The sequence below is a fragment of the Nocardia sp. NPDC057227 genome (assembly GCF_042669725.1).
GTDB lineage: Bacteria > Actinomycetota > Actinomycetes > Mycobacteriales > Mycobacteriaceae > Nocardia > Nocardia asteroides_A.
On sequence record NZ_JBHUXA010000004.1, the window covers coordinates 19,041 to 40,175 of the forward strand.

General features: G+C 69.9%; 22 protein-coding genes. 7 read left to right on the forward strand and 15 right to left on the reverse strand.

Annotation, left to right across the window (positions count from 1 at the left end):
- Nucleotides 1–88: 88 nt before the first annotated feature.
- Both ACFUJ1_RS07920 and ACFUJ1_RS07925 read left to right on the forward strand, forming a co-directional pair.
- Entirely contained in the window at nt 89–733 is a 645-nt protein-coding gene (locus ACFUJ1_RS07920; protein ID WP_378643815.1) for an acyl-CoA thioesterase domain-containing protein, read from the forward strand.
- 137 nt (nt 734–870) lie between these two features.
- Nucleotides 871–2,556: an acyl-CoA synthetase gene (locus tag ACFUJ1_RS07925; RefSeq protein ID WP_378643816.1), complete on the forward strand. Its 1,686-nt coding sequence runs from the start codon at nt 871–873 to the stop codon at nt 2,554–2,556.
- Nucleotides 2,557–2,632: 76 nt separating this feature from the next.
- On the opposite strand, the gene ACFUJ1_RS07930 is transcribed toward ACFUJ1_RS07925, so the two are convergent.
- From ACFUJ1_RS07930 to ACFUJ1_RS07945, 4 genes are read right to left on the reverse strand one after another with little or no spacing between them, the layout of a single operon-like run.
- The gene (locus tag ACFUJ1_RS07930; RefSeq protein ID WP_378643818.1) at nt 2,633–3,568 is read right to left on the reverse strand and encodes an NAD(P)H-dependent flavin oxidoreductase; all 936 of its coding nucleotides are present in this window, start codon (nt 3,566–3,568) and stop codon (nt 2,633–2,635) included.
- 4 nt (nt 3,569–3,572) lie between these two features.
- Nucleotides 3,573–3,716, reverse strand: a complete 144-nt coding sequence (locus ACFUJ1_RS07935) for a hypothetical protein (RefSeq protein ID WP_378643820.1) — start codon at nt 3,714–3,716, stop codon at nt 3,573–3,575.
- Between the two features lie 41 nt (nt 3,717–3,757).
- Entirely contained in the window at nt 3,758–5,197 is a 1,440-nt protein-coding gene (locus tag ACFUJ1_RS07940; protein WP_378643821.1) for an aldehyde dehydrogenase family protein, read from the reverse strand.
- Nucleotides 5,194–6,117 carry an oxygenase MpaB family protein gene (locus tag ACFUJ1_RS07945; RefSeq protein WP_378643823.1) on the reverse strand — a complete coding sequence of 308 codons (924 nt, stop codon included), beginning with the start codon at nt 6,115–6,117 and terminating at the stop codon, nt 5,194–5,196. Before ACFUJ1_RS07945 ends, ACFUJ1_RS07940 begins: the two co-directional genes overlap by 4 nt.
- Nucleotides 6,118–6,239: 122 nt before the next feature.
- Here ACFUJ1_RS07945 and ACFUJ1_RS07950 point away from each other — a divergent pair, with 122 nt between their 5' ends.
- Both ACFUJ1_RS07950 and ACFUJ1_RS07955 read left to right on the forward strand, forming a co-directional pair.
- Entirely contained in the window at nt 6,240–6,836 is a 597-nt protein-coding gene (locus ACFUJ1_RS07950) for a TetR/AcrR family transcriptional regulator (RefSeq protein WP_378643824.1), read from the forward strand.
- 532 nt (nt 6,837–7,368) lie between these two features.
- The gene (locus ACFUJ1_RS07955; protein ID WP_378643826.1) at nt 7,369–8,586 is read left to right on the forward strand and encodes a PucR family transcriptional regulator; all 1,218 of its coding nucleotides are present in this window, start codon (nt 7,369–7,371) and stop codon (nt 8,584–8,586) included.
- Here the strand turns inward: ACFUJ1_RS07955 and ACFUJ1_RS07960 are convergent.
- The 10 genes from ACFUJ1_RS07960 to ACFUJ1_RS08005 form a co-directional block, all read right to left on the reverse strand.
- The gene (locus ACFUJ1_RS07960; protein ID WP_378643827.1) at nt 8,540–9,703 is read right to left on the reverse strand and encodes an acyl-CoA dehydrogenase family protein; all 1,164 of its coding nucleotides are present in this window, start codon (nt 9,701–9,703) and stop codon (nt 8,540–8,542) included. The genes ACFUJ1_RS07955 and ACFUJ1_RS07960 overlap by 47 nt on opposite strands.
- Nucleotides 9,704–9,791: 88 nt before the next feature.
- On the reverse strand, nt 9,792–10,487 hold the full coding sequence (locus tag ACFUJ1_RS07965) for a TetR/AcrR family transcriptional regulator (RefSeq protein ID WP_378643829.1): 696 nt from the start codon (nt 10,485–10,487) through the stop codon (nt 9,792–9,794).
- Nucleotides 10,488–10,528: 41 nt separating this feature from the next.
- Nucleotides 10,529–10,846 (reverse strand): hypothetical protein, encoded by a 318-nt coding sequence (locus ACFUJ1_RS07970; protein WP_378643830.1) that lies wholly within the window; start codon nt 10,844–10,846, stop codon nt 10,529–10,531.
- Between the two features lie 84 nt (nt 10,847–10,930).
- Nucleotides 10,931–12,055 carry an alpha/beta hydrolase family protein gene (locus ACFUJ1_RS07975; RefSeq protein ID WP_378643832.1) on the reverse strand — a complete coding sequence of 375 codons (1,125 nt, stop codon included), beginning with the start codon at nt 12,053–12,055 and terminating at the stop codon, nt 10,931–10,933.
- A 39-nt stretch (nt 12,056–12,094) separates the two neighbouring features.
- The gene (locus tag ACFUJ1_RS07980) at nt 12,095–13,279 is read right to left on the reverse strand and encodes a hypothetical protein (protein WP_378643833.1); all 1,185 of its coding nucleotides are present in this window, start codon (nt 13,277–13,279) and stop codon (nt 12,095–12,097) included.
- A gap of 303 nt (nt 13,280–13,582) precedes the next feature.
- Nucleotides 13,583–14,803 (reverse strand): acetyl-CoA C-acetyltransferase, encoded by a 1,221-nt coding sequence (locus tag ACFUJ1_RS07985; protein WP_378643835.1) that lies wholly within the window; start codon nt 14,801–14,803, stop codon nt 13,583–13,585.
- Nucleotides 14,804–14,864: 61 nt separating this feature from the next.
- Complete coding sequence (locus tag ACFUJ1_RS07990) at nt 14,865–14,990, reverse strand: hypothetical protein (protein WP_378643837.1); 126 nt, start codon at nt 14,988–14,990, stop codon at nt 14,865–14,867.
- 138 nt (nt 14,991–15,128) lie between these two features.
- A complete protein-coding gene (locus ACFUJ1_RS07995) occupies nt 15,129–15,299 on the reverse strand; it encodes a hypothetical protein (RefSeq protein WP_378643838.1) in 171 nt (56 codons plus the stop codon).
- A 589-nt stretch (nt 15,300–15,888) separates the two neighbouring features.
- Nucleotides 15,889–16,536: a hypothetical protein gene (locus tag ACFUJ1_RS08000; RefSeq protein ID WP_378643840.1), complete on the reverse strand. Its 648-nt coding sequence runs from the start codon at nt 16,534–16,536 to the stop codon at nt 15,889–15,891.
- A 585-nt stretch (nt 16,537–17,121) separates the two neighbouring features.
- Entirely contained in the window at nt 17,122–17,376 is a 255-nt protein-coding gene (locus tag ACFUJ1_RS08005; RefSeq protein ID WP_378643842.1) for a hypothetical protein, read from the reverse strand.
- A 114-nt stretch (nt 17,377–17,490) separates the two neighbouring features.
- Between ACFUJ1_RS08005 and ACFUJ1_RS08010 the strand changes: the two genes are divergently transcribed.
- Both ACFUJ1_RS08010 and ACFUJ1_RS08015 read left to right on the forward strand, forming a co-directional pair.
- Complete coding sequence (locus tag ACFUJ1_RS08010) at nt 17,491–17,625, forward strand: hypothetical protein (RefSeq protein WP_378643844.1); 135 nt, start codon at nt 17,491–17,493, stop codon at nt 17,623–17,625.
- A 371-nt stretch (nt 17,626–17,996) separates the two neighbouring features.
- Nucleotides 17,997–18,734, forward strand: coding sequence for an ANTAR domain-containing protein (locus ACFUJ1_RS08015; RefSeq protein ID WP_378643846.1), 738 nt, complete (start codon nt 17,997–17,999; stop codon nt 18,732–18,734).
- Nucleotides 18,735–19,203: 469 nt separating this feature from the next.
- Here ACFUJ1_RS08015 and ACFUJ1_RS08020 read toward each other — a convergent pair whose 3' ends face one another.
- A complete protein-coding gene (locus ACFUJ1_RS08020) occupies nt 19,204–19,983 on the reverse strand; it encodes an aminotransferase class IV family protein (protein WP_378643848.1) in 780 nt (259 codons plus the stop codon).
- Nucleotides 19,984–20,233: 250 nt separating this feature from the next.
- Here ACFUJ1_RS08020 and ACFUJ1_RS08025 point away from each other — a divergent pair, with 250 nt between their 5' ends.
- The gene (locus ACFUJ1_RS08025) at nt 20,234–21,133 is read left to right on the forward strand and encodes a phosphotransferase enzyme family protein (RefSeq protein WP_378643850.1); all 900 of its coding nucleotides are present in this window, start codon (nt 20,234–20,236) and stop codon (nt 21,131–21,133) included.
- Nucleotides 21,134–21,135 lie beyond the last annotated feature (2 nt).

The window sequence follows — 21,135 nt, forward strand, 5'->3', positions numbered from 1 at the left end:
CGTCCACGATCGGCGCGAAGCGCGACGTCGACGAGGGCTCCGACTTCACCCGACAGGGAGCCCGAGGCTCCGGAAACGACGGCAACCCATGGCGGCGAATCGTCTGCATTCCTCCCGTGCCGAACGGCAGGCACCCACCGCACGGCACCTCGCGGTTCGAGCACTCTCCACCTCGCCCGGCGAGCCCGCCCGGCGCGGCAGCACCCTCGCCGTGTACGAGGGTGAGTTCTCCCCCGGGAGCGAACCACACCTGGGTCAACTGCTCGGCCAGATGGTGCTGGCGGCGCACACCGCGTGCTCCGGAAAGTCCGTGCGATCGATCCATGTGATCCGCACCGGCCCGGCCAGGTCCGGGCACCCGGTGCATCACGTGACCCAGCGCAGGCACGAGACCTCGCACACCGCCACGGTGACGATTACCGCCCGCCAGCGCGGTGGCGAGGTCGCCGAGGCGGTGATCTCGATGGACACGGGCGTCCGGATGGACGGCGCGGCCGCCGCCCTGATTGCCTACGCGTGCTGCACGGAGTTCGGCGGCGACGATACGGCGCCTGCGGTGAACTGCTCGCTCTGGTTCCATCGACCGCTACCGCCGGGCGAAACGCCGCTACCCCGCCCCCTCGGCACGAGCACCGACAACGGCCGCATCGTCACCAGCGGCGAGGTGCGGACCAGCACAGACAGCACGCTGGCCACCTTCGTCCGGGAGGCGCTGCTTCCGACGGGGTCTTGACCTGCAGCTATATCCTGGCAGGACGCAGCCGAAATATGCCGTGCGGCCCACACGGCAAGTTATGGAAAACAAAACGGTAACGCTTACAGTTGTCTATTGTCGGGAGTGATGGTGCCCACCAGAACCAAGGAGCCACTTTGTTTGGAACCGCGACCGGATCATCCTCGGCCCCGCAGTTCACGATCGCCGCGGCGGCATCCGCCGCAGCAGCGGCGGTGCCGGATCGCGAGCTGATCATCCAGGGCGAACGCCGGACCACCTACGGCGAGATCGCCGACCGCTCGGCCCGGCTCGCGGCCTACCTGCGCTCGCGCGGTCTCGGCTGCCACACCGAGCGCTCCGAGCTCGCCGGGCACGAGGTGGGCCAGGACATGATCGGGGTGTACGCCTACAACGGTCCCGAGTACGTCGAAGCGATCCTGGGCGCGCTCGGCGCCCGCGTCGCGCCCTTCAACGTCAACTACCGCTACGTCCGGGACGAACTGCGCTACCTGCTGACCGACGCGGGCGCGAACGCCCTGATCTACCACGCCACCTTCGCCCCCGCGGTCGCGGAGATCCTCCCGGAGCTGCCCGGGGTGCGGGTACTGCTGCAGATCGCCGACGACTCGGGCAACGCCCTGCTCGACGGAGCGGTCGACTACGAGACCGCCGTGGCCGGGAGCGCGCCCGACCCGGCCGCGCCGGAGCCCTCGCCGGACGACCTGCTCGTGGTCTACACCGGCGGCACCACCGGCATGCCGAAGGGCGTCCTCTGGCGCCAGCACGACCTCTTCCTGGCCGCGTGCGGCGGCCGTGACGTCATCAGCGGCGAGATCCTGGTGAACTCGATCGACGAGATCGGCGCCAGGGCGGCCGCCAACCCGGCCATGAAGATCATGGTGCTGCCCCCGCTGATCCACGGCGCGGCCCAGTGGGCCACCCTGACCGCGATCACGCTCGGCCAGACCATCGTGTACTCCCCGGTCGTCGAGCACTTCGACGCCGAGGCGATCGTGCGCACCATCGAGCGCGAACGCGTCGCCGTGCTGACCCTGGTCGGTGACGCGATGGCGCGCCCGCTGCTGGCCGCGGCCGAATCGACCGGCGCGGACATCTCCTCGCTCGTGGTGCTCTCCAGCGGCGGCGCGATCCTCAGCCCGCAGGTCAAGGAGCGCTGGATCGCGGCCCGCCCCGGCCTGCTCGTGCTCGACGCGGTCGGCTCCTCGGAGACCGGCGTGGTCCTCAACCACATGTCCACCGAGGGCGCCGTGTCCACCGGACGGTTCTCGGCCGGGGCGACCACCCGCGTGGTCGCCGAGGATTTCAGCGCGGTCCTCGACCCCGGCGCCGAGGACATCGGCTGGCTGGCCCAGCAGCGGCACACTCCGCTCGGCTACCTGGGCGACGCGGCGAAGACCGCGCGCACCTTCCCCGTCATCGACGGTGTGCGGTACGCGCTGCCGGGCGACCGTGCCCGGCATCTGGCCGACGGCACCGTCGAGCTGCTCGGCCGTGACGCCGTCACGATCAACTCCGGCGGCGAGAAGGTGTTCGCGGAGGAGGTCGAGCTCGCGCTGTGCTCGCATCCGGCGGTCGAGGACGTCCTCGTCGTCGGGCGGACCAGCGAACGCTGGGGCCAGGAGGTGGTGGCGATCGTGGTGCCCGCCGGTGACGCCGAGCCCGACGCGGCGGCGTTGATCGAGCACGCGGGCCGCTCCATCGCCAGGTACAAGTTGCCCAAGCTCGTCCTGTTCCGCGCGGAGATCCGCCGCAGTGCGGTCGGGAAGGCCGACTACCGATGGGCGCGGGCCGAAGCCGAAGCGGCATCCGCCGAGAGCTGACCAGCGTGGGCCCGGTGCGGAACCGGGCCCACGTTTCCGGCACCCGGCCCGCGACGGCGAGCCGGGACCGTCCGCGCTAGGGGTGCCCGGCAAGGCGGCGGTCGCCCGCGGCGCGGAACTCCCGCTCCACCCGATCCACGAGTGCGGCGACGGTGACGACCTCGTCCACCCCCGACACCCCGTGCCCGGCGCTGAACATCTGTGCCTCGACCGAGAGCTGCTGCTGGTCGCCGCCGCCGAGCCCGCCCGCGTCGAAGTCTCCGGCCGCGCGCGCGGAATCACCGTTCCCACCGCCGACCCCGGCACGGATCATGCTGGTGGGCAGCCCGGTCAGGGCGCTGGTCAACTCGATGTCGTCCATCGAGGAGGCCACGATCGCGCGCTTGTAGGACGGGTCGGCCCGGCTCTCCTCGGTCGCGATGAACGGGGTCCCCATGTAGACGAAGTCGCAGCCGGCCAGCAGTGCCGCCGCCATCGCGGTGCCGTCGGTGATCCCGCCGGCCAGCACGAGCGGGCCGTCCCAGAACCGCCGGACCGCACGGATGAAGACGAACGGATTCGCCCAGCCCGTCTGCCCGCCTGCGCCCGCGGTCAGCAAGACGAGACCGTCGACCCCGGCAGCGATCGCGCGTTCGGCATGGCGCAGCGAAGCGACGTCGGAGAAGACGAGGATGCCGGCGTCGTGCAGCGGTCCGACCACGTGCGCGGGCGAGCCGACGCTGGTGATCACGGCGGGCACGGGATGCGCGGTCACGACCGCGAGGTCCGCGGACAACCGTGCGTTGCTGCGGTGCACCACCAGGTTCGGCAGAATCGGGCCCGGCCCGTCCACCAGCCGTTTCAGCCATTCGTCGAGCTCAGCACTCGTGCTCGCGTTGTGGACCGGGAACGAGCCGCCGACCCCGCCGGCCGCGGCAGCGGCCGCCAGCTCGGGCCCGGAGACCCCGGTCATCGGGGCAGCGATCAGCGGAATCCGGAATCCGGCCGCGAACTCGGTTGTCGAGGGTCGCATCCTGTCACCTTCCATCGTCGGGCGCGGCATCGGCCGCGGCCGCACCAGCGAGCGTTGCGCGCATGCCGTGGCAGGCCCCCTCGCCGAGCAGCCGTTGCGTCAGCGCGCCCCGCCGGTCGAGGAAGATGCCGTTCACGGCATTCTGCACGCCAGTACGGTAACATTTACAGTAATGGCGAGCACAACTCGTCACGCCGATCGGCTGAACCGATCGGCGATCCGGCGCTTCCACGGCGTGAACGGCGGCATGGTGACCCCGAGCGCGTCGAGGGCATAGGGCTTGCGCAGCACCGGCTTGAGGTGGCTGAAGGTGCGTACGGAGTACTCGCCGTGATAGGCGCCCATCCCGCTCTCCCCCACCCCGCCGAAGGGTAGCCCCGGCACTCCGGCCTGCAGGAACGCCACATCCTGCCCGACGCCACCCGCTGAGGTGGCGGCGACGAAGAGCTCGTGGGTGGCCGCGGAACCAGCGAAGACGTACATCGCCAGCGGCTTCTCCCCGGCGTTGATGTGGTCCACCGCGGCCTGCGCCGAATCGACCACCACGATGGGCAGAATCGGGCCGAAGATCTCCTCGGTCAGCACCGCGCGGCCGTCCTCGTCCGATCGTGCATCCGGTGCCTGCCCGACGTGCAGGATCGTCGGGGCGAGATATCGGGTCGCGACATCGTGTTGTCCCCCGAAGGCGATCTCGCCCTCCGCCAGATAGCCGAGCAGCCGCGCGTGGTGGTGGTCGTTCACGATCCGGCCGTAGTCGGGGCTTCGCGCCGGTTCCTCGCCCCACATCCGGGTCACTTCGGCACCGATGGCGGCGGTGAGCGCGGCCACCCGATCCGGGGTGGTGAGCACATAGTCGGGGGCGATGCAGGTCTGCCCCGCGTTGGTGAACTTCGCCCAGGCGATGCGCCGGGCCGCGCCCGCCAGGTGGGCATCGTCGTCGAACCAGACCGGGCTCTTGCCGCCCAGTTCCAAGGTCACCGGCGTCAGGTGCTCGGCCGCCGCGCGCGCCACGATCCGGCCGACCCGGCCACTGCCGGTGTAGAAGATGTGGTCGAACCGCTGCCGCAGCAGTTCGGTGGTCTCGGCGACGCCGCCCTCGATCACGTACACCGCCCGCGGATCGAGATACCGGGGCAGCAGCTCGGCCAGCACGGCGGAGACGTGCGGCGCGAGCTCACTCGGTTTCACCACCGCGGTGTTGCCTGCCCCGATGGCACCGATCAGCGGCGCGAGCGTCAGCTGCAGCGGATAGTTCCACGGCGCGATCACCAGCACGACGCCGAGCGGCTCGGCGACCAGCCGAGCCCGGGCGGGTGCGATTCCGATCGGTACCGAGACCCGGCGCGGCCGCAGCCAACGCCGCAGGTGCCGCCGGGTGTGCGCGATCTCGCCGAGTACCGAACCCAGCTCGGTGAACCTCGCTTCGGTGGCTCCCTTGTGCAGATCCCGCCGCAGCGCCTCCTCGAAGCGCGCGCGGTTCTCCCCCAGCATCGCGGCCATCGCGGCGAGCTGGGCCAGCCGCCAATCGATGCCGCGGGTAGCGCCGGTGGCGAAGTACGCTCGCGCGCGCTCGACCGTCTCCACGACCCCGGCCACGCGGGCCGCGGGCGCCTCCACCACGGGGGTCATGATGCTTCCACGGGCTCCGGCCGGGCCTGCACCGGGGGATGCCCCGCGGGCAGGTTGTACTTCGCGGGACCGAGACTGTCGAGGTTCCAGCCGTGCGGGTACACGCGCTTGGCGAGGATCTCGATCCCCGCGGTGGCGCCCTCCTCCTGGTCGGCCGCCGGTGTGGACCCGAGCTTGCGCATGAGCACGTCGGACAGCGCCTTGCGCAACCGGCCCGGCCGCTTCAGCCCGCAGGCGTCGAGCTGCCGCACATCGACCTGGGCAACCAGCAACCACACCATCACCCGGCCGAGCCCCGCGGGGAAGATTCCGGGCATCCAGGCCAGGAACGCCTTGGCGACCTGCTCGTTGTACGGGTAGTAGGAGACCTTCTCGTCGAGGTACTTCTCGTAGAATTCCTCGATCTCGGCCAGCGAGTCCGGCAGCGGCTTGTGCGAGCCGAACATCCGGGCCTCCTGACTTCGCACGATCCGGATCGCCTCACGCTCGTTGTCGGTGACCCGCCGCCAGCCGAACTTGTCGGCCAGCCGGACCGGGGTGAGCGTATTGTCCGCGGCGACAGCCAGGTAATCCTCCTGGACTATGTCGTAGTGGCGGTGCATGTTGTTGACCTTCTTGGCCGCCTCCCGGCCGGGGCCCGGCCCGAAGCCGTGCTCGCCCACCACGTGATGGAACAACGCGGTGTCGATGCTGCGCTTCTCGGTGTCCTTCTCGACCTGGCGGGAGACCTCGTGCACCTTCGACATCGTCGGAGCGGCAAACGTGATCATGTTCCCGGTGATCATCTGGATCATCAGCATGTTGCCGTAGTCCAGGGTGAAGAGGTCGACGATTCGCTGCGCGTCGGTGGCGGGATCGAGCGATTCGATCTCCCGCACCCGCTGGTACCGATCCTGCTCGTGGCTCTTGCGCTTGGACATCGTTGCCCTTTCGACCATGGGGGAAGAGAGAACCGGCCGGTCGGCGTGACCCCGGTAGGAGAAATAGTACAACGTTCTATTTCTCTCGACAAGGGCAGGTCCCGGCCGCATAGAGTGTGCGCATGCACCCGGCCCGGAAGTACCCGAAGGGCGAGGCCAAACGAGAGGCGATCATCGACGCCGCTCGTGAACTCGTCGACCAGCGCGGCTGGAACGCGGTCACCATCCGCGAACTCGCGGCGAAGGTGGGGCTCGGCACCACCACCGTGACCCACCACATCGGCAGCAAGGACGAGCTGCTGATCGAGCTGCTGCGCCGTCGGGACCGCCCGCACGACCGCGACTGGGACGGCCGGGACCCCGACGAGGGACTGCGCACGATGCTGACCGGCCTGGAGGAGAACCGGCGCGTCTCCGGCTTGCGCGAACTCTACATCCGGCTGTCCGCCGAGGCCACCACACCCGAGCACACCGCGCACGAGTTCTTCGCCGACCGATTCCGGCAGCTGGAGGCGGTCGGAACGCGCGTCTTCACCGAGCTGCGCGATACGGGCCGGATCCCGCAGGATGCCGATCCGGCGACTATCGCCACCATGGTTGTCGCGCTGATCGACGGGCTGGAGCTGCAGTCGTTCTTCCGGCCGGAGATCGATGTCGTCACCCAGATCCGGGCGTTCCTCCAGCTGCTGCTCGGTACCGAAACAACCGGGCCGCAATGAGCGGACCGCCCCGGGCGATCAGGTGGTGACGATCGTGGCGCCCGCGATGCCCAGCGCGCCGTAGAGCAGCGCGAACCCCGCCGCCGGTGTTCACCGGCAGCGAGCCCGTGATCTCGGTGGCGCCCGGATGGCGTCCGGCTTCGCGACCTGCCAGCTGCCGCCGGGCGCGAACCGCAGGTCCTTCCACTCCAGCCCGGCATCGGCCGGCGCGACCAGGGTCCCGGTGCGCGACAGGGTGATCCGTTCGACCGCGGGGCGGCTGTACCTCGGGCACGGCTCCTGCGAGCGTCATGGATTCCAGTTGTCGACGGGACACGCGTCCGGAGCGGCGGTCGAGGTCAGGAGGCGGCCACCGCACACACCGCCATTACGAGGCCGACATCGGCACAGCGCCCTGCGACGCGGGACTGGCCGGGGCCTACCGGAAACCAATGCAGTTGTTCATACTGTAACCGCGGTAGCACGCTGTTCTATTTCTGTGGATCGCGCACCGCGCCCGAGCCAGTTCGCATCCGGGAAGGAAGTTCCAGAGTTGCCGACCATCTCATCGAACGAAGAGAACATACTCGAGGACGCCCCCGACGATGTCGCATTCATCGCTCGTAAATGCTGCGAGCTGGTGACGTGTGCCGTCGATGGTGACGACGTGGCACGCCAGGTCGCCCACCTCGGAGCGGCAGCGGCGGCCGATGTCCAGAGCGGGGTGCCGATCAGCAAGATCCACTACGCCGTACGGGACGGTCTCGCTCGTGGCCTCGAGCAGCTCGCCGCCCCCCGCCTGCGCCGGGCCGTCCAATCGGGTTCGCAGACAGTGCAACTCGATGACTTCCGAGATTTCGTCGATGGGGTCAACCGTGCCGTGGACATCTTGTCGACGGTGACGACCGACATCACCACCGACTATCTCCGGGAGTTCTGCGACGCCATCGATGAGCACCAGGTCGCGATTCGCACCGCCACTTCGGCCCTGGTCAGCGGAACCCTCACCTCGGCGATGGCCAGGGAATGCGGGATCGAGATCGCCGAGAGCTACATGGTCATCGCGGTCGAATTCTCGCTGGCGGGCCGCCACCGCGGTTCCGCGACACTACCGGCGACGTCCGCTCGGCCCGCGCTCCGGCGAATCCGAGCCCGGCTCGCGTCCCGCTACGGCGCCGACGCACTGTCCTGGCTCAGCGCACACGGCGGCACCGTCCTGCTACCCACAGACTTCGTCGACGGATTCGACGACCTCGACGAACTCGCGGCGGAGCTGGCCGCGACCGTCCGGGGCCCGGTCGCGGCGGTTGCCCTGCAGGCCGAGTGCCACATGGTCGCCGTCGCCACCGAACAGGTTCATCAGCTTCTCGATACGATCACGGTCCTCGGCTACCCGAGACGGCTCTATCGTTTCGAGGAGATGAGCCTCGAATATCAGCTCACCCGGCCGGGGCCCGCACGGGATACCCTCGCCGCGCTGCTCGAGCCGATCGATCCGTACCCGGAGCTGGTGGAGACCCTGCGGGTCCACTTCGCCAACGATGGCAACCGCAAGCAGACCGCTCGCGAGTTGTTCGTGCACCCCAACACCGTCGACCACCGGATCAAACGCATCACTCGCCTGACCGGAGTCGACCCGTCGAGCGTGGCCGGAGTGTGGCGGTACCGCTCGGCGTTCCTGGCCCGTGAGTACAGCGAAGGCCGCCGCCCGGCCACTGCGGGCGCTATCGGTGCATGGGAAGGCCGAGCACGTGTTCGGCGAGGTAATTGAGCGCGAACTCGGTGCTGACCGGCCCGGACCGGGACAACCGGGCGTCGAGGTAGTGGTCGAGCCAACCGTTGCGCTCGTTCCACGCCTCGGCACCGAGCACCTGCACGGCATGATCGGCGCAGTCGAAAGCGAGCTCCGAGGCCAGGACCTTCGCGGCGTTGGCCTCGGCGGCGACGTCGTTGCCCGCAGCGGTGTCGCACCGGGCCGCGGCCTGCCACACCAGCAGACGTACGGCAGTCGCGCGAGCGTGCAGGCGAGCCAGCGGATGCGCGATCGACTGATGCGCGCCGATCGGGATACTCCCGGTGACGACCCGCGATTTCGCGTGCGCGACAGCGCGTTCGAGTGCGTAGGACGCCGAACCCGCACAGAGCGCGGCGGTCAGGATGCGCTCGACGGCGGCGAAGCTCCACAGCACCCGCATCCCCTGCCCCGGCACCCCGACGACCGCCTCGGCCGGAACCACCACGTCCTCGAAGTCGAGCTGGTACTGGCGCACCCCCTCCCGGAACCGCATCGGGACCTCGGTGACGGTCACCCCGGTCGACCGCGGATCGACCAGCACGGCGGTGTGGCCACCGCCGGTCCGGCCGAGGACGAGCACTCGCTCGGCGAGATCGACGCCGGAGCTGATCCGTTTGCGGCCCGATACGGTGAAGACATCGCCCTGCGCCCGGATTTCGGTCCGCACACCGAACAGGTTGTGCCCGGACTCCGGCTCGGTCGCCGCCATGGCGAGGTGCACCGCCCCGGAGGCGACACCGGGTAACCAGGCCGCGCGCGCGGCCTCCGGCCCCGCCTGGTCGATCGCGCGGGCGATGGCGATCGACAGCACCGGCATCCACAGCACGATCCCCTGCTCGGCGAAAGCCTCGAGCACGAGCGCGGTGCCGAGCAACCCCGCCTCGCGCTGCCCGTCGAACGCGGCATCCAGGCAGCCGGTTTCGCAGAAGGCCCGCCACACGTCGGGGCGAACGGCGCCGTGCTCGACGGTATACCCGCGGATCGCGACGGCGTCCGCCGCGAACCGCGCCGCCGCCTCGGCCGCCCGGGCCCGGACGGCCCGGTACCGCGGGCCGAGCTCGATCGGCGGGGCCTCGACGGTGGAAGACGTCATGACTGCTCCTGATGGGTGCGACGGCGCGACAACCCGAACAGAGTAACACTCCGGAGTATCACTCTGTCCAGGTCCGCCGAGTCCGCGGCTAGCGCGGATCTGGCAGCGCGGCCTCGGTTTCGCCCTCGGCGATCACCCCGCCACCCTCGTCGAGCAGCTGAATCCGGACCCGGCCGCGGACAGCCGCGGCGGCGGGCCGTGGCGGCGCCGGGCTTCCGGACAGCCCCGCGACCGCGGCGTCCACAAGGTCGTCGAGGTGTGTCAGCACGGAGCCGGGCAGCTGCCCCGCCAGCCACTGCTGAGCGAGTGCGTGGGCGGGCCCGGTCACGATCGCTACGATCACGGCCATCGGCAGATCGCGCACCGCACCACGCGACACGAACGGCGCCAGCCACGCGCGGTAGGCCGCCGCGATCTCCTGGTTCATCGCCCGCAGCCGCGCACCCGGCTCGGAGGCCCAGTCCAATCGGCCCTGCGCATACACGAATCGAGCCCGGGCAGGATCGGACTCGACCCAGCCCAGCTGCCGCGAGATCACCCCGGCAACTCCAGCTGCCACCGTCGCCGGTCGCGCCGACAGCACGCTCCGATACTCGGCGTGCACCGCGCTCATCGAGTCCACGTACAGCGCGCCCGCGATCGCCTCCTTGCTGCCGAAGTGGTGGAACAGCGCACCGTTCGACACTCCGCTGCGTTCCCGGATCCGGGCGATCGAAGTCCGCTCGTACCCGTCTTCGGCGAAGCACTCCAGGGCGGCGTGCAGAACCCGATCACGAACGTTCATACCGCGACAGAGTAGCGCTCCGGAGCGTGCCGCCCCGATAATCAGCGCGGTGCGGGCGACGTGTCCGATACCGAACTCAGGAATTCCTGCCAACCGCACGGCAGTCCGCAGGTTCGGAACAGGATTCGCTCCGTGTAGCTCCTCGAATAGATCCTGACGGTCTCCGACGCCTGCACCGCATAACCGCACCGCGGGCATTTCGCGAAGTGTTCCAGCACGTCCCGGGTGCTGGTACCGATCAGGTCGCCGTAGTCGGAGGGATCGGCAACCGCCCGCGGCCTCGACTTCGGCGCGCCTCGGCTTGGAACGTCGTCGCTTTCCGGCGGGTTCACTCCCCCGGCCCGTAGTGCCAGTTTCATACTGTCGACATTACAGTAAGGATTGCCGGTGCGCTGCTGGAATTGTTCGGCCGGATTCGAGAAGTTATGGCGGGAACGTCGCTGTTACCGGTGCGTGGGGCCGCAGTTCTGCCAGCGGGGATTGATTCCACCGAGGAGCGGCTGCTCACCGACGGTGGCGATCGGCGGCCCTCCGGCGATCCCGCCGTCGCAGTCCGCGACCAGCGCCGGCGCCGGACCGACATCGACGGGATCGGCGCCGACCAGGGCGGGAGCGATCGGTGTGCCGTCGGACCAGTCACCCACCGTCGAGAGGTCGAGATCGCAGCCGATGCGGCCGATGGCACAGCCTTCGAGCTGATCGGCGTACCGGTACAGCAGGAAGTCGTAGGTGTCTTCCCCGGCCGGGCCGAAGGAGGCCGGTGTGGTGTGGTCGGAAGCCAGCGCCGGTTGCCCGTGCGCGTCCGCCCGCACGGTGATGTGCCACTTCTGATCGGCCGGGACCGTGAGCGATCGGAAGATATCGATGCCGAGCCGGGCATCGGCGGCATTGTCCTGGTCGAAGGCGATGGTCATCGCCCTGGTGTTCGCCGGTACCTCGACCTGGCCGGTTCCGACCAGCTGGGAGTAGGCCTGCGCCACCATCGAGATCCACAATCCACGGCTTCCCCAGCCGCGGGCACCGGCCTGCTGGGCCAGGTACGGGACCATCCCGCCACCGAAGGAGTGCCCCCAGAAGCCGATTCGCGACGTGTCGGCCCTGGTCGTCGCCAGCGCGGCGACCACACCCGCGTCGAAGCGCCGATAGCTGTCCTCGAACTGCTGGACGGTGGTACCCAGCGGATAGGTCGGGTACAGCACCACATTTCCGGCGCGCACCAGGTGCTGGATCAGTCCGAGGTAGGCCCCTGGGTCGCTGGCGGAGAAGCCGTGCGCGATCACGACGGCCGGACGTGCCGCGCTCTCACATCGGCCTCCGGTCAACGGCGCCTCGGCGGCGCCGGTCGGTTCGTAGACGAAGATCGGTTGCGCGGGCATCTCCGGGTTCGGCAGCTGCCGAACCGCCACCGCGCACGGCTCGTCCGCCACCTGCATTCGATCCCGGGCGGGAGGCGATGCCGGGGCGGCGGGGGACGCCGGATCGGCGTGCGCCTGCGCCTGGGTTCCCAGCATCAGCACGATGCCCACCACCGCGTACAACCAGCGGGACCGCCGTCGCGTTATCGGCATGACCGACCTCCACTATCGAGCCTCGAATACAGGCGAATGTCAGGAATCGAAAAGGAAACCGGCAAGCCGACCGGCTCCGGAATGATCGGCCAATCCGGTGAGGTACTGCCCGATGTAGACCCGCCACAGTGCCGTTGCCCGCAGATGCCGCCGGCCGAGGTCGATGTCCTCGAGGGCGTACGCCGCAACGGAGGCCCGCGCGTTGGCTTCGTTCTGCTGCACGGCGTAGTAGCCGTTTCGCACGAGCTTCCGGTACGAATCGGCATCCCAGCGGCGCACACTCAGGAGTGGCAGGGACCAGAGTCCGCGGCTGAGATCGGACAGTTCCCGCTGGACTCGAAGCAGGCCGGGCTCGGCCTCGTATTCCGCCCGGGCGCGGGCCGCCGGAACGCTGCCCGGCACAGTGGCCCGCTCGAACTCCGCGCGCGCCAGCTCGACATAGCTCTCCGCGTCGGCCCCGTACCGGATGCCGAGAAGGACAGCGGGGTCGTAGTCGAATTCGACACCCGGGTCCACCCCATCGGGTCTATTGGTCCGCATGATCAGGTCGAGATAGCCCGCGTCGTAGCCGAGCATGCCGAAGTTGTTGTCGAAGAACAGCCGGCCGTCGCCGCGCATCGAGTACCGGGTCCGCTCCATGACCTCGTCCGGCGTCCCGATCGTTGCCGTGCGAATCGAGGCACCGGCATCGTCGTAGTGTGCGCTGACGAGCCGATCGGGCAACAGCAGCCCTGGAATCGGGAGCCCGGTCGCGGGATTCTCCGGGTCACCGAACGCTTGCGTTTCGGCGAATATCCAATCACCCAGAAAGAAGCCGCACAGATGGGCTAGCCCCACCATCTTCCCGAAATCTCCCGGGTCCGCGGGGTCGAGTCGCAGCCCCGCCGGGCCCGGCGACGATCCGTAGGCGATCCCTGTCAAGCGGGAGGGAAGCCACCACAGCAGGAAATCCTCGACATCGGCTTCGGCTCCGCTCGTGCGTGCATACTCACGGGCGAAAAGGTCGAGAAGAGCCTGATCGAATGTCGCGCCATACCGCGTGCCGAGTTCCTCGGGGAAGGGGAATGCGGTCAGCCGCACCCCGGAAACGTTGTGCCCCGGAGGAACGGAATTCGCTACGCCGGGGCTACAGATCGCCGTGCTGGTGAGCAGGACAACGCTCATCAGCCCCGCGACGAGGAGCGCGAGCCGTACGCCGGTCGCCTCCGTCCCCGCTCCGTCCATCGCGAGCACCTTCGGTCGCCGCCTGTGTCGCATGTCATACAGTTGACCATACGGTAATGCTGACCACAATAACTCCGCGTCGTGCCGCCTACCCACGCCGACGACCTGAACCACCAGTGACCTCGGCAGACAGCGGCCTCTATCGACAGTGGGTTGGCGCGTAGGGTCCGCCCGATGTGGTCGCGGCCGGTGACCGCGCGCATGCTCGCCATGGCGGCGGGCCCGGGCTCGCTGCCGGGCGAGAGGCTGCCGATCACAATGGCGAGCAGAGCCGGTGCGATCTCGGTCGCCCGCAGCGCGGCCTCAGCTGAGCCGTTCGATGATGAGCGCCATGCCCTGGCCGCCGCCGACGCACATGGTCTCCAGACCGAACTGCTTGTCGTGGGTCTGCAGGTTGTTGATCAGCGTGGTGGCGATCCGGGCGCCGGTCGAGCCGAACGGGTGGCCGAGCGCGATGGCGCCGCCGGAGACGTTCAGCCGGTCCTCGTCGATCTTCAGCTCGCGCGCGGAGCCGAGGACCTGGACGGCGAAGGCCTCGTTGATCTCGACCAGGTCGATGTCGTCGATGGTCTTGCCCGCCAGCGCCAGCGCCCGCTTGACCGCCTCGATCGGGCCCAGGCCCATGATCTCGGGCGAGAGCCCGGAGACGCCGGTGGAGACGATCCGGGCCAGCGGGGTGAGCCCCAGCTCCTTGGCCTTGGTGTCGCTCATGATCACCAGGGCCGCGGCGCCGTCGTTGAGCGGGCAGCAGTTGCCCGCGGTGACGGTGCCGTCGGGACGGAAGACCGGCTTGAGGCCGGAGACCGCCTCGTAGGTGACGCCGGCGCGCGGGCCGTCGTCCTTGGTCACCACGGTGCCGTCGGGCAGGGTGACCGGGGTGATCTCGCGCTCGAAGAAGCCCGCGGCGATGGCGGCCTCGGCGCGGTTCTGCGAGCGCACGCCCCAGCGGTCCTGCTCCTCGCGAGTGATCCCGGTGGAGGTGGCGACGTTCTCCGCGGTCTGGCCCATGGCGATGTAGACGTCGGGGATCAGCCCGTCCTGGCGCGGGTCGTGCCAGATCCCGGAGCCGCCCTCGGCGGTCTTGGCGGTGCGGGCCTGGGCCTCGGCGAAGACCCCGTTCTGGGTGTTGGGCCAGGAATCGGCGGAGCCGTTCACGTACCGGGAGACGGTCTCCACGCCCGCGGAGATGAACACATCGCCCTCGCCTGCCTTGATGGCGTGGAACGCCATCCGGGTGGACTGCAGCGAGGAGGCGCAGTAGCGGTGCACGGTGGTGCCGGGCAGGGTGTCGTAGCCCAGCTGGACCGCGACCACGCGGCCGATATTGAAGCCCTGCTCGCCGCCGGGGGAGCCGCAGCCGACGATCAGGTCGTCGATCGTGGCCGGGTCGAGGGCGGGCACCTTGTCGAGCGCGGCGCGCACGACCTGGGTCGTGAGATCGTCCGGCCGCAGCTCCGCCAGCGAGCCCTTGCGGGCCCGGCCGATCGGGGAGCGCGCGGTCGAAACGATGACGGCCTCTGGCATGAGGACTCCTCTCGACACCGGCCCCGGCCCCGGCGTTCGGTTGCGGTTCTTCGGACAACAATCACCGCCGCGGAATCCGGTCGGGCGGCTCGGTCTCGGACACCACGCTGGCCGACATGGTCCAGCCGCACGGCAACCCGCAGGTGTGGAACAGGATTCGTTCCGTCTGCAGCGTGGAATAGGTCACGAGGTGACCGAGACCAGGTGCCCGAGGTACCGGCCGGGACCTCGCGCACCGCGCCGAGACTCCCCCGGCGCGTACCCCGACGGCACGACCCGCTCCATACTGTCGACTATACAGTAATAGCGTCTGCCGGTGCCGGGGTCAGCGTCCGGGCATAGTGAAGATCGTGCTGGTCTCGATCGTCCGCACGTCGACCAGGGCCCCGTCCTCCTCGGCCTTGCCGACGAGCGCCGTGTCGGCGCAGATATTCGGCACGACGGCGACGGGATGCTCGGCCGCCGCCTCGAGATCGTCGCGGAACTTCTCCCCCATCGCGCTGAACGGTTCTGCCCGCGCGGGAAGTACACCGCATAGATCCAGGACTTGCCGTCCTTCCTGCACAGGCCGTCGCGTCCCCTGTCCTTCCCGCCCTGCGGGTGTGACGGGTCGATGTCCTCGGAGCCCTCAGCAAGCTGTGCAGGGTCTCCTCTACACGGTCATGCATTCTTTCTACGGCCCCTGTTGAGCGGACCGACCACCCCGGGGGATTCCCGCTGACCATCCGTCACCGACAGCGAACCCGCTGCTTTTCGGTGAGCAAGATGTCGTAAAACTGGCCACTTTTACGAGCCGGGGGCGGCCGGGCCCTCGCACCCACGAGCTCGGCTGGTGCGTGCGGAACAGTGCGAACTCGCGCCGCGGCGGCGTGCGTGTCGTGGAGCCGAAGACGGCGCGGCAGGGCGGTCCGATCGCTGTCGCCCGGACGACAATCACCACCGTGACCGTCCCGGGACATCCGGATGCACTAGGTGTGACCGGTCGATGTGACGCACACCACCAGGGGGCGAAGGGGGGTGGGTCAGCAGTGCCGGAGAGCGCTCGGAGGTCCGCGCAGGGCAGCGGTTGGTGCGGGGCCCGAGGGTCAGTTCGAGATCTGGCCGGCGCGGCGCAGTTCGTCGTAGAGCTGGCGGGCGGCGCGGATGGTGGCAGTGCTTTCGTTGTCGCCGCGCACCAGCTGCCCGGCGCGGGCACGGTCGCGCAGGGCGCGCAAGACCTCTTGGGTCGCGCGGGGGTCGGCGAGCACCTGGTGCACCGCGGCGACGCGGGTCAGCTCGATCGGCAGGGTCGGCTCGGCCTCGGGATCGGCGCGGGCGGCCCGCTCGGCGAGGGTCTCGCCGAGCTCGCCGTGGGCGAGGTCGGCGTAAAGGTGGGCAAGCTGGGTGATCTCGTAGGCGATGTGGCGACGCAGCCGGGTTCCGGCGCGGTCGGTGCGTCTGAAGGTACCGTTCTGCAGCCCGCGCACCGCCGCGGTGACGATCGCGTCGAGCAGGTGCGGGGTGCGCAGCGTCGCGGCCACGATCTCGTCCGGGGTCATCGGGCGTACCCGCTCGGTGACGACCGTGCGCCGGATCTCGTGTACGCGAACCGCGGTGTCGCGGTGCGCGGCGGCCTGGCGCTCATCGGAGGCGCGGCGGCGGCACCGGTCCGAGCACCAGCGCCGCGGCCGCCCGCGCCGCACGAGCGGGACGTGGTCACCGCAGCGAGGGCACGACTGCCAGGTTTGGTCCATGCTTCCAACGCTACGGACCGGCAGCGGCGCCGCCGCAACGGTGAGGAGGACATTGCCGTCCCGGTGAGCGTCCGGGGCAGGATGTCGCCACGGCGGCACCGCTGCGTATCCGATCGGCCCGGTGCGAGTTGCTTCCCGTCGCTCGCTCCGTGCCGGAGCCGACGCTGCCGCCGCGGCGCGCCCGCCCGGGCAGGTGGACAGGGCGATGTCACCGCGGTGCCCGCGGCGACCGAACTCCCGGATGCCACGGGTTCCGTGGATCGCGACCTGTCGCATTTCCGCCATAAGACGAGGTACCCGCGCTGCTGAACCGGCCACCGGAGCTCTCGCCCTGGCACGACCCCCTCCCGCTCGGCGCGACCCAAGCCGTCCAACAAGTCAATCCCGGTGATGTGGACCATCCCACCTGGTGGGTTCTCTACGGCAACGCCGATCCCGCAACCGAGATCACCGTGACCGTGGACGGTCTCAACGAAGCTCCCATCGTGCAACGGGTCGGCTTGATCTGGGTGTGTGAATGGGTCAGCCACCCCACCACCGCTCGCGTCCACCGCAGCGACAGGCCACACCCGGACTCGATGAGATTCAGCCGCCCCATGTTTCTCCCGCCGGCGCCTCACCCGCGATATGCGAACTGAGATCGTCCATCCCCGCACCGCCGAGGGCCGGCTCGGGCGAGTGCGCGCCGGTCCTGGTGGTGAGCACGGTCGCGCCGACCTCGCCCTGTCGGCTGTGCGGTGCGCTGGAGAACAGGCCCTGCGCGACGGGCCCCGGACCCCGCGCGAGGTCCTCGCCGTGCTCGACGCCGTCGTGGCCGGGCTGGGCGCGCGCGGAGTCCACACCGTCCGGGACGGGACCGCGGCGCCGGTGCCGCGGACCCCGGCCACCCCGCGGTGGGTGGGACAGGCCAGACCCCTGGCTGTGACCGCCGACGTGGGCCGGGGCTAGGGGTTAGTGATCGATCAACCGGTGCTCACCCCGCTCCTGCCGATGCTCGGCCGCTGTGACACCGACGGCGCCGAGGCCGTGGTGGACCTGGTGCTGGCTGTCAACCGCGGCGTATACGGCGACATCTTCGCTGCACGCTGACCTACGCCGCGCGCAGGCTGGCCAGCGAGACCGTACGGCCGCGGGTTCTCGGCGCCGGTAAGGGGTGGGGCCGTCGCGGCGAGGAACGATCGCGTGAGCGATACGGCTCACCGCGCCGGCCTCACCCGGTACCGCGATCGACGCGGCCGGCTTCCCGACTCGGCCGTGCCGCTGCGAACCATACGGCGATAGCGCTGCAATAGCGGGTGGAGGACAGCGCGGTGTCATCCCGATGCCCCCGCCTCCTCGCCCTCTCCGCCACTGGCGGGGCGGGGCGAGGTGTGGCCCGCTCCCCCACCGCTGCCCACCGTCGGTGGACCCGCTCGTCAAACCTCATCGGCTGGCGATACTCCTCACGGCAGAAACCGGAAATGACCGGCGGCCGGTCACCGATTTCTGAAGTGAAACAATCCCGAGTCGACACAGGGAAGGACATGACGAGGCAGGTGCATCATCAGCACGAGAACACTGCCGCGAACGCGGCGGCGCCGGTGTGTGTCGGCCGCTTCGGATACCGCCCCGGCTCCCAGACGATGTGGTGGTCGAGGCAGTCCACCGCGTTGCACGGAGTGCACGCGCCGGTGGACCCCGCCGATGGGCAGATGAGTGTGGCCTCGCTGCTGGCCCGGACCCGCCCGTGTGATCGGGGACCGCTGGCCGAGGCGCTGGCCGGTGGGGGCGGGTTCTGCCTGCGGGTGCGCCTGCCCGACGGCGCCGGAACCGAACGGACCCTGATCCTGCTCGCCGACCCAACCAACGACGACAGCGACAGACCCGACACCGAGATCGAGGGGATCTACCTCGATCTCACCCCTACTCTGCACGCCCGAACCAAGGCGCTGGTCGATGAGGCACTGCCGCGGATGGTCGCGGCCGGGGCGGCGGTCGAGCAGGCCGTGGGAATGCTGCGGCTGGTCTACGCCATCCCGGCGGCCAAGGCCCGCGAGATCCTCGCTTGGCGGGCCGAGGAGACCGGCGTGCCGGTGTCCGACTTCGCCGCGCGGCTGTGCGCCGCGGTCACAGGCGACGGACTCGCGGCACCAACGCCGGTCCGATCCCGGGTCGACGATCTGCTGCTGCGCGCACACGACCGCATCGACGCGGGCTGAACCTTCCGCGCGAGCACTGACGAATCGAATCGCGAGGCGGAACCGCCTCGTATCCGTAGACAAGCCCCACCTCCAGCGGAACCCAGGTGGCGCGTCGGGCCGGCGTCTTCCGGCAGGAGCGGTAGGTCAGGGGCATCGGCTGTCCGCCGCCGGAATGTGTCGGTGCCCTGATGTAGATTGCCGCCCCGCCCGTATTGTCGAACACATGTTCGACACCGCGCGGTTCGCCGGCGACCCCGTACCAGGACCCGACGGCACCGCGCGGACGCCGCAACTCGATGCGCTGCGCGAGGCGGGGGTTGACGCCGAGGTGGGCGGCGAAGTCGATCAGGCTCATCCGGCGCGCGCTGCGCAGTGCGCGCGCTTCGGTGCCGGTCCATTCCCGGACCACGATGGTCATCGCGGGCGCGTCCCCCTTTTCGCGTGCTCCGGATCTTGGGCTCAGTGTCGACGGCGGCCGTGTGGGTGGTCAAATGCGTTGTGCAGGAATCGCTTCGTACTCGGTGCGGAGCTGGTCGATCAGCGGGTGATGGTCGGGGAGTTCGACGTCGTCGATGCGGCTGATCGCACGGACGCCGACCGCGGCGTTGGTGGCGACCGCGGCGTCGATGGCGGGCAGTTCGGCCAGGGTGATCGGTTTGGTGATGACGTCGTCGCCGAGGGTCTGGCTGAGCAGCCGCATGGTGATCCCGGCCAACACCTCGGCCTGTGGCCAGATCAGCCGGCCGCCGGTGATGACGCCGATGTTGGAGGTCGCGATCTTGGTGATGGTGCCGTCGGGGTTGGTGAACAGCACGTCGTCGGCGCCGTCCTGCTGAGCGAGGCGGCGTTGGTGCAGGGCACCGAACAGGCCGATGTGCTTGGTGTGGGGCAGGTCGCGGCTGTAGACCGCGGACCGCAGCGACAGCGGCCTGGAGGGCAGCTCGGGCGCGGCCCGCCAGCTGATCAGAGGTTGAGGGGCGGCGGTGTCTCCGGGCCGGCCCAGGGGCAGGTCCGGATCGAAGAGGGTGACGCGGACTATGACGGGGGCGCCGTTCTCGGGCAGGACGCGGCGGATCAGCGCGCGCAGGTGGCCGGTATCGAGGTCGGTGCCGAAGACGGTCCGGCAGTCCCGGGTGAGGCGGTCCAGGTGCTGGCTGAGCCCCCGCACCGCGCCGTGTTCGACGCGCATGGAGGTGAAGTGGCCGTAGCCGACCAAACCCAGTGCCGCGAGCTGGTACTGAGTGATCGGGTCCCCGTTGAGTTCCACCCGGCCAGTTTCGCACCCTCAGCATCGATCGACGGTGGGGCCCGGTGCGCAATGTCGGTGGGCGACGACTCCGAATGGTTCGTGAACTACGCTGACGAAGTCGGTCCTGTGCTGGAGGCAAACGACGTGGCGCGGCTGGTCGAGTTCATCGTCAACCAACCGGCGCACGTCTTACCTCAGCGAGGCGTTGCTACGTCGAGCAGCGCAAGCAGGCCGCTCACCCGTGAGTTCCATGTCCAGGGAGCACGCCGTGGCGCACGCCCCGCACACTGCCATCGACGACCTGCGCGCCGATCTCGCCGCGATCTGCGCGGTCGTCGATCTCGATCCCCGCGGCGCGATCCTGATCAAATACACCAACAACGCTGTTTGGCAACTCGCCACCGCACCCATGGTCGTGCGCATCGGAATGGGCGCAGTGGGGCGCTTCCGCGCCCCTCGCGTCACCGCTATCGCCCGCTGGCTCACCGACCACGACGCACCGATCCCGCACCTCGTGCCGGGCATCGACCAGCCGATCCTCACCGCCGACACCGCGGCGACGATCTGGCAGACCCTCGCCAGGCCCGAACGTGCCTGGGAACCAACAGATCTCGCCGAGCCGCTACGCACGCTCCACGCCCTCGACGCCGGCACCGCACCCGATCAGCTCCCGCGATGGAACCCCTTCGACGCAGCGGCCCGACGACTCGGCGACGCCGACCCCGCGCTCCCGGCAGACGACCTCGACTGGCTCCGTGAACAATGGGCCACCGTCGAAGCCCGCTACCGCCGCCTCCCGGCGCTGCCCCGCGGCGTCGTCCATGGCGACGCGCACACCGGGAATCTGCTGCGAGACCACGATGGCCGCGTGGTGCTGTGCGACCTCGACAGCGCCGGACACGGCCCTCTGGCCTGGGATCTGGCCACCAACGCCGTCGACGCGCGGCGCTTCGGCCGCCCCGACGACCACACGCGCCTCGCCCACGCCTACGGCCAGGACATCACCACCAGCCCCGCATGGCCGGTACTGCGCCGCATCCGCGAGCTGATCCTGGTCACCAGCGTCATCCCCGACCTCACCAGCCGACCCGGCGTCGCCACCGAGCATGCCCGGCGTCTGCGCGCCCTCCGCACCCACGACAGCATCGTCTGGCAGCCCTACAACTGATT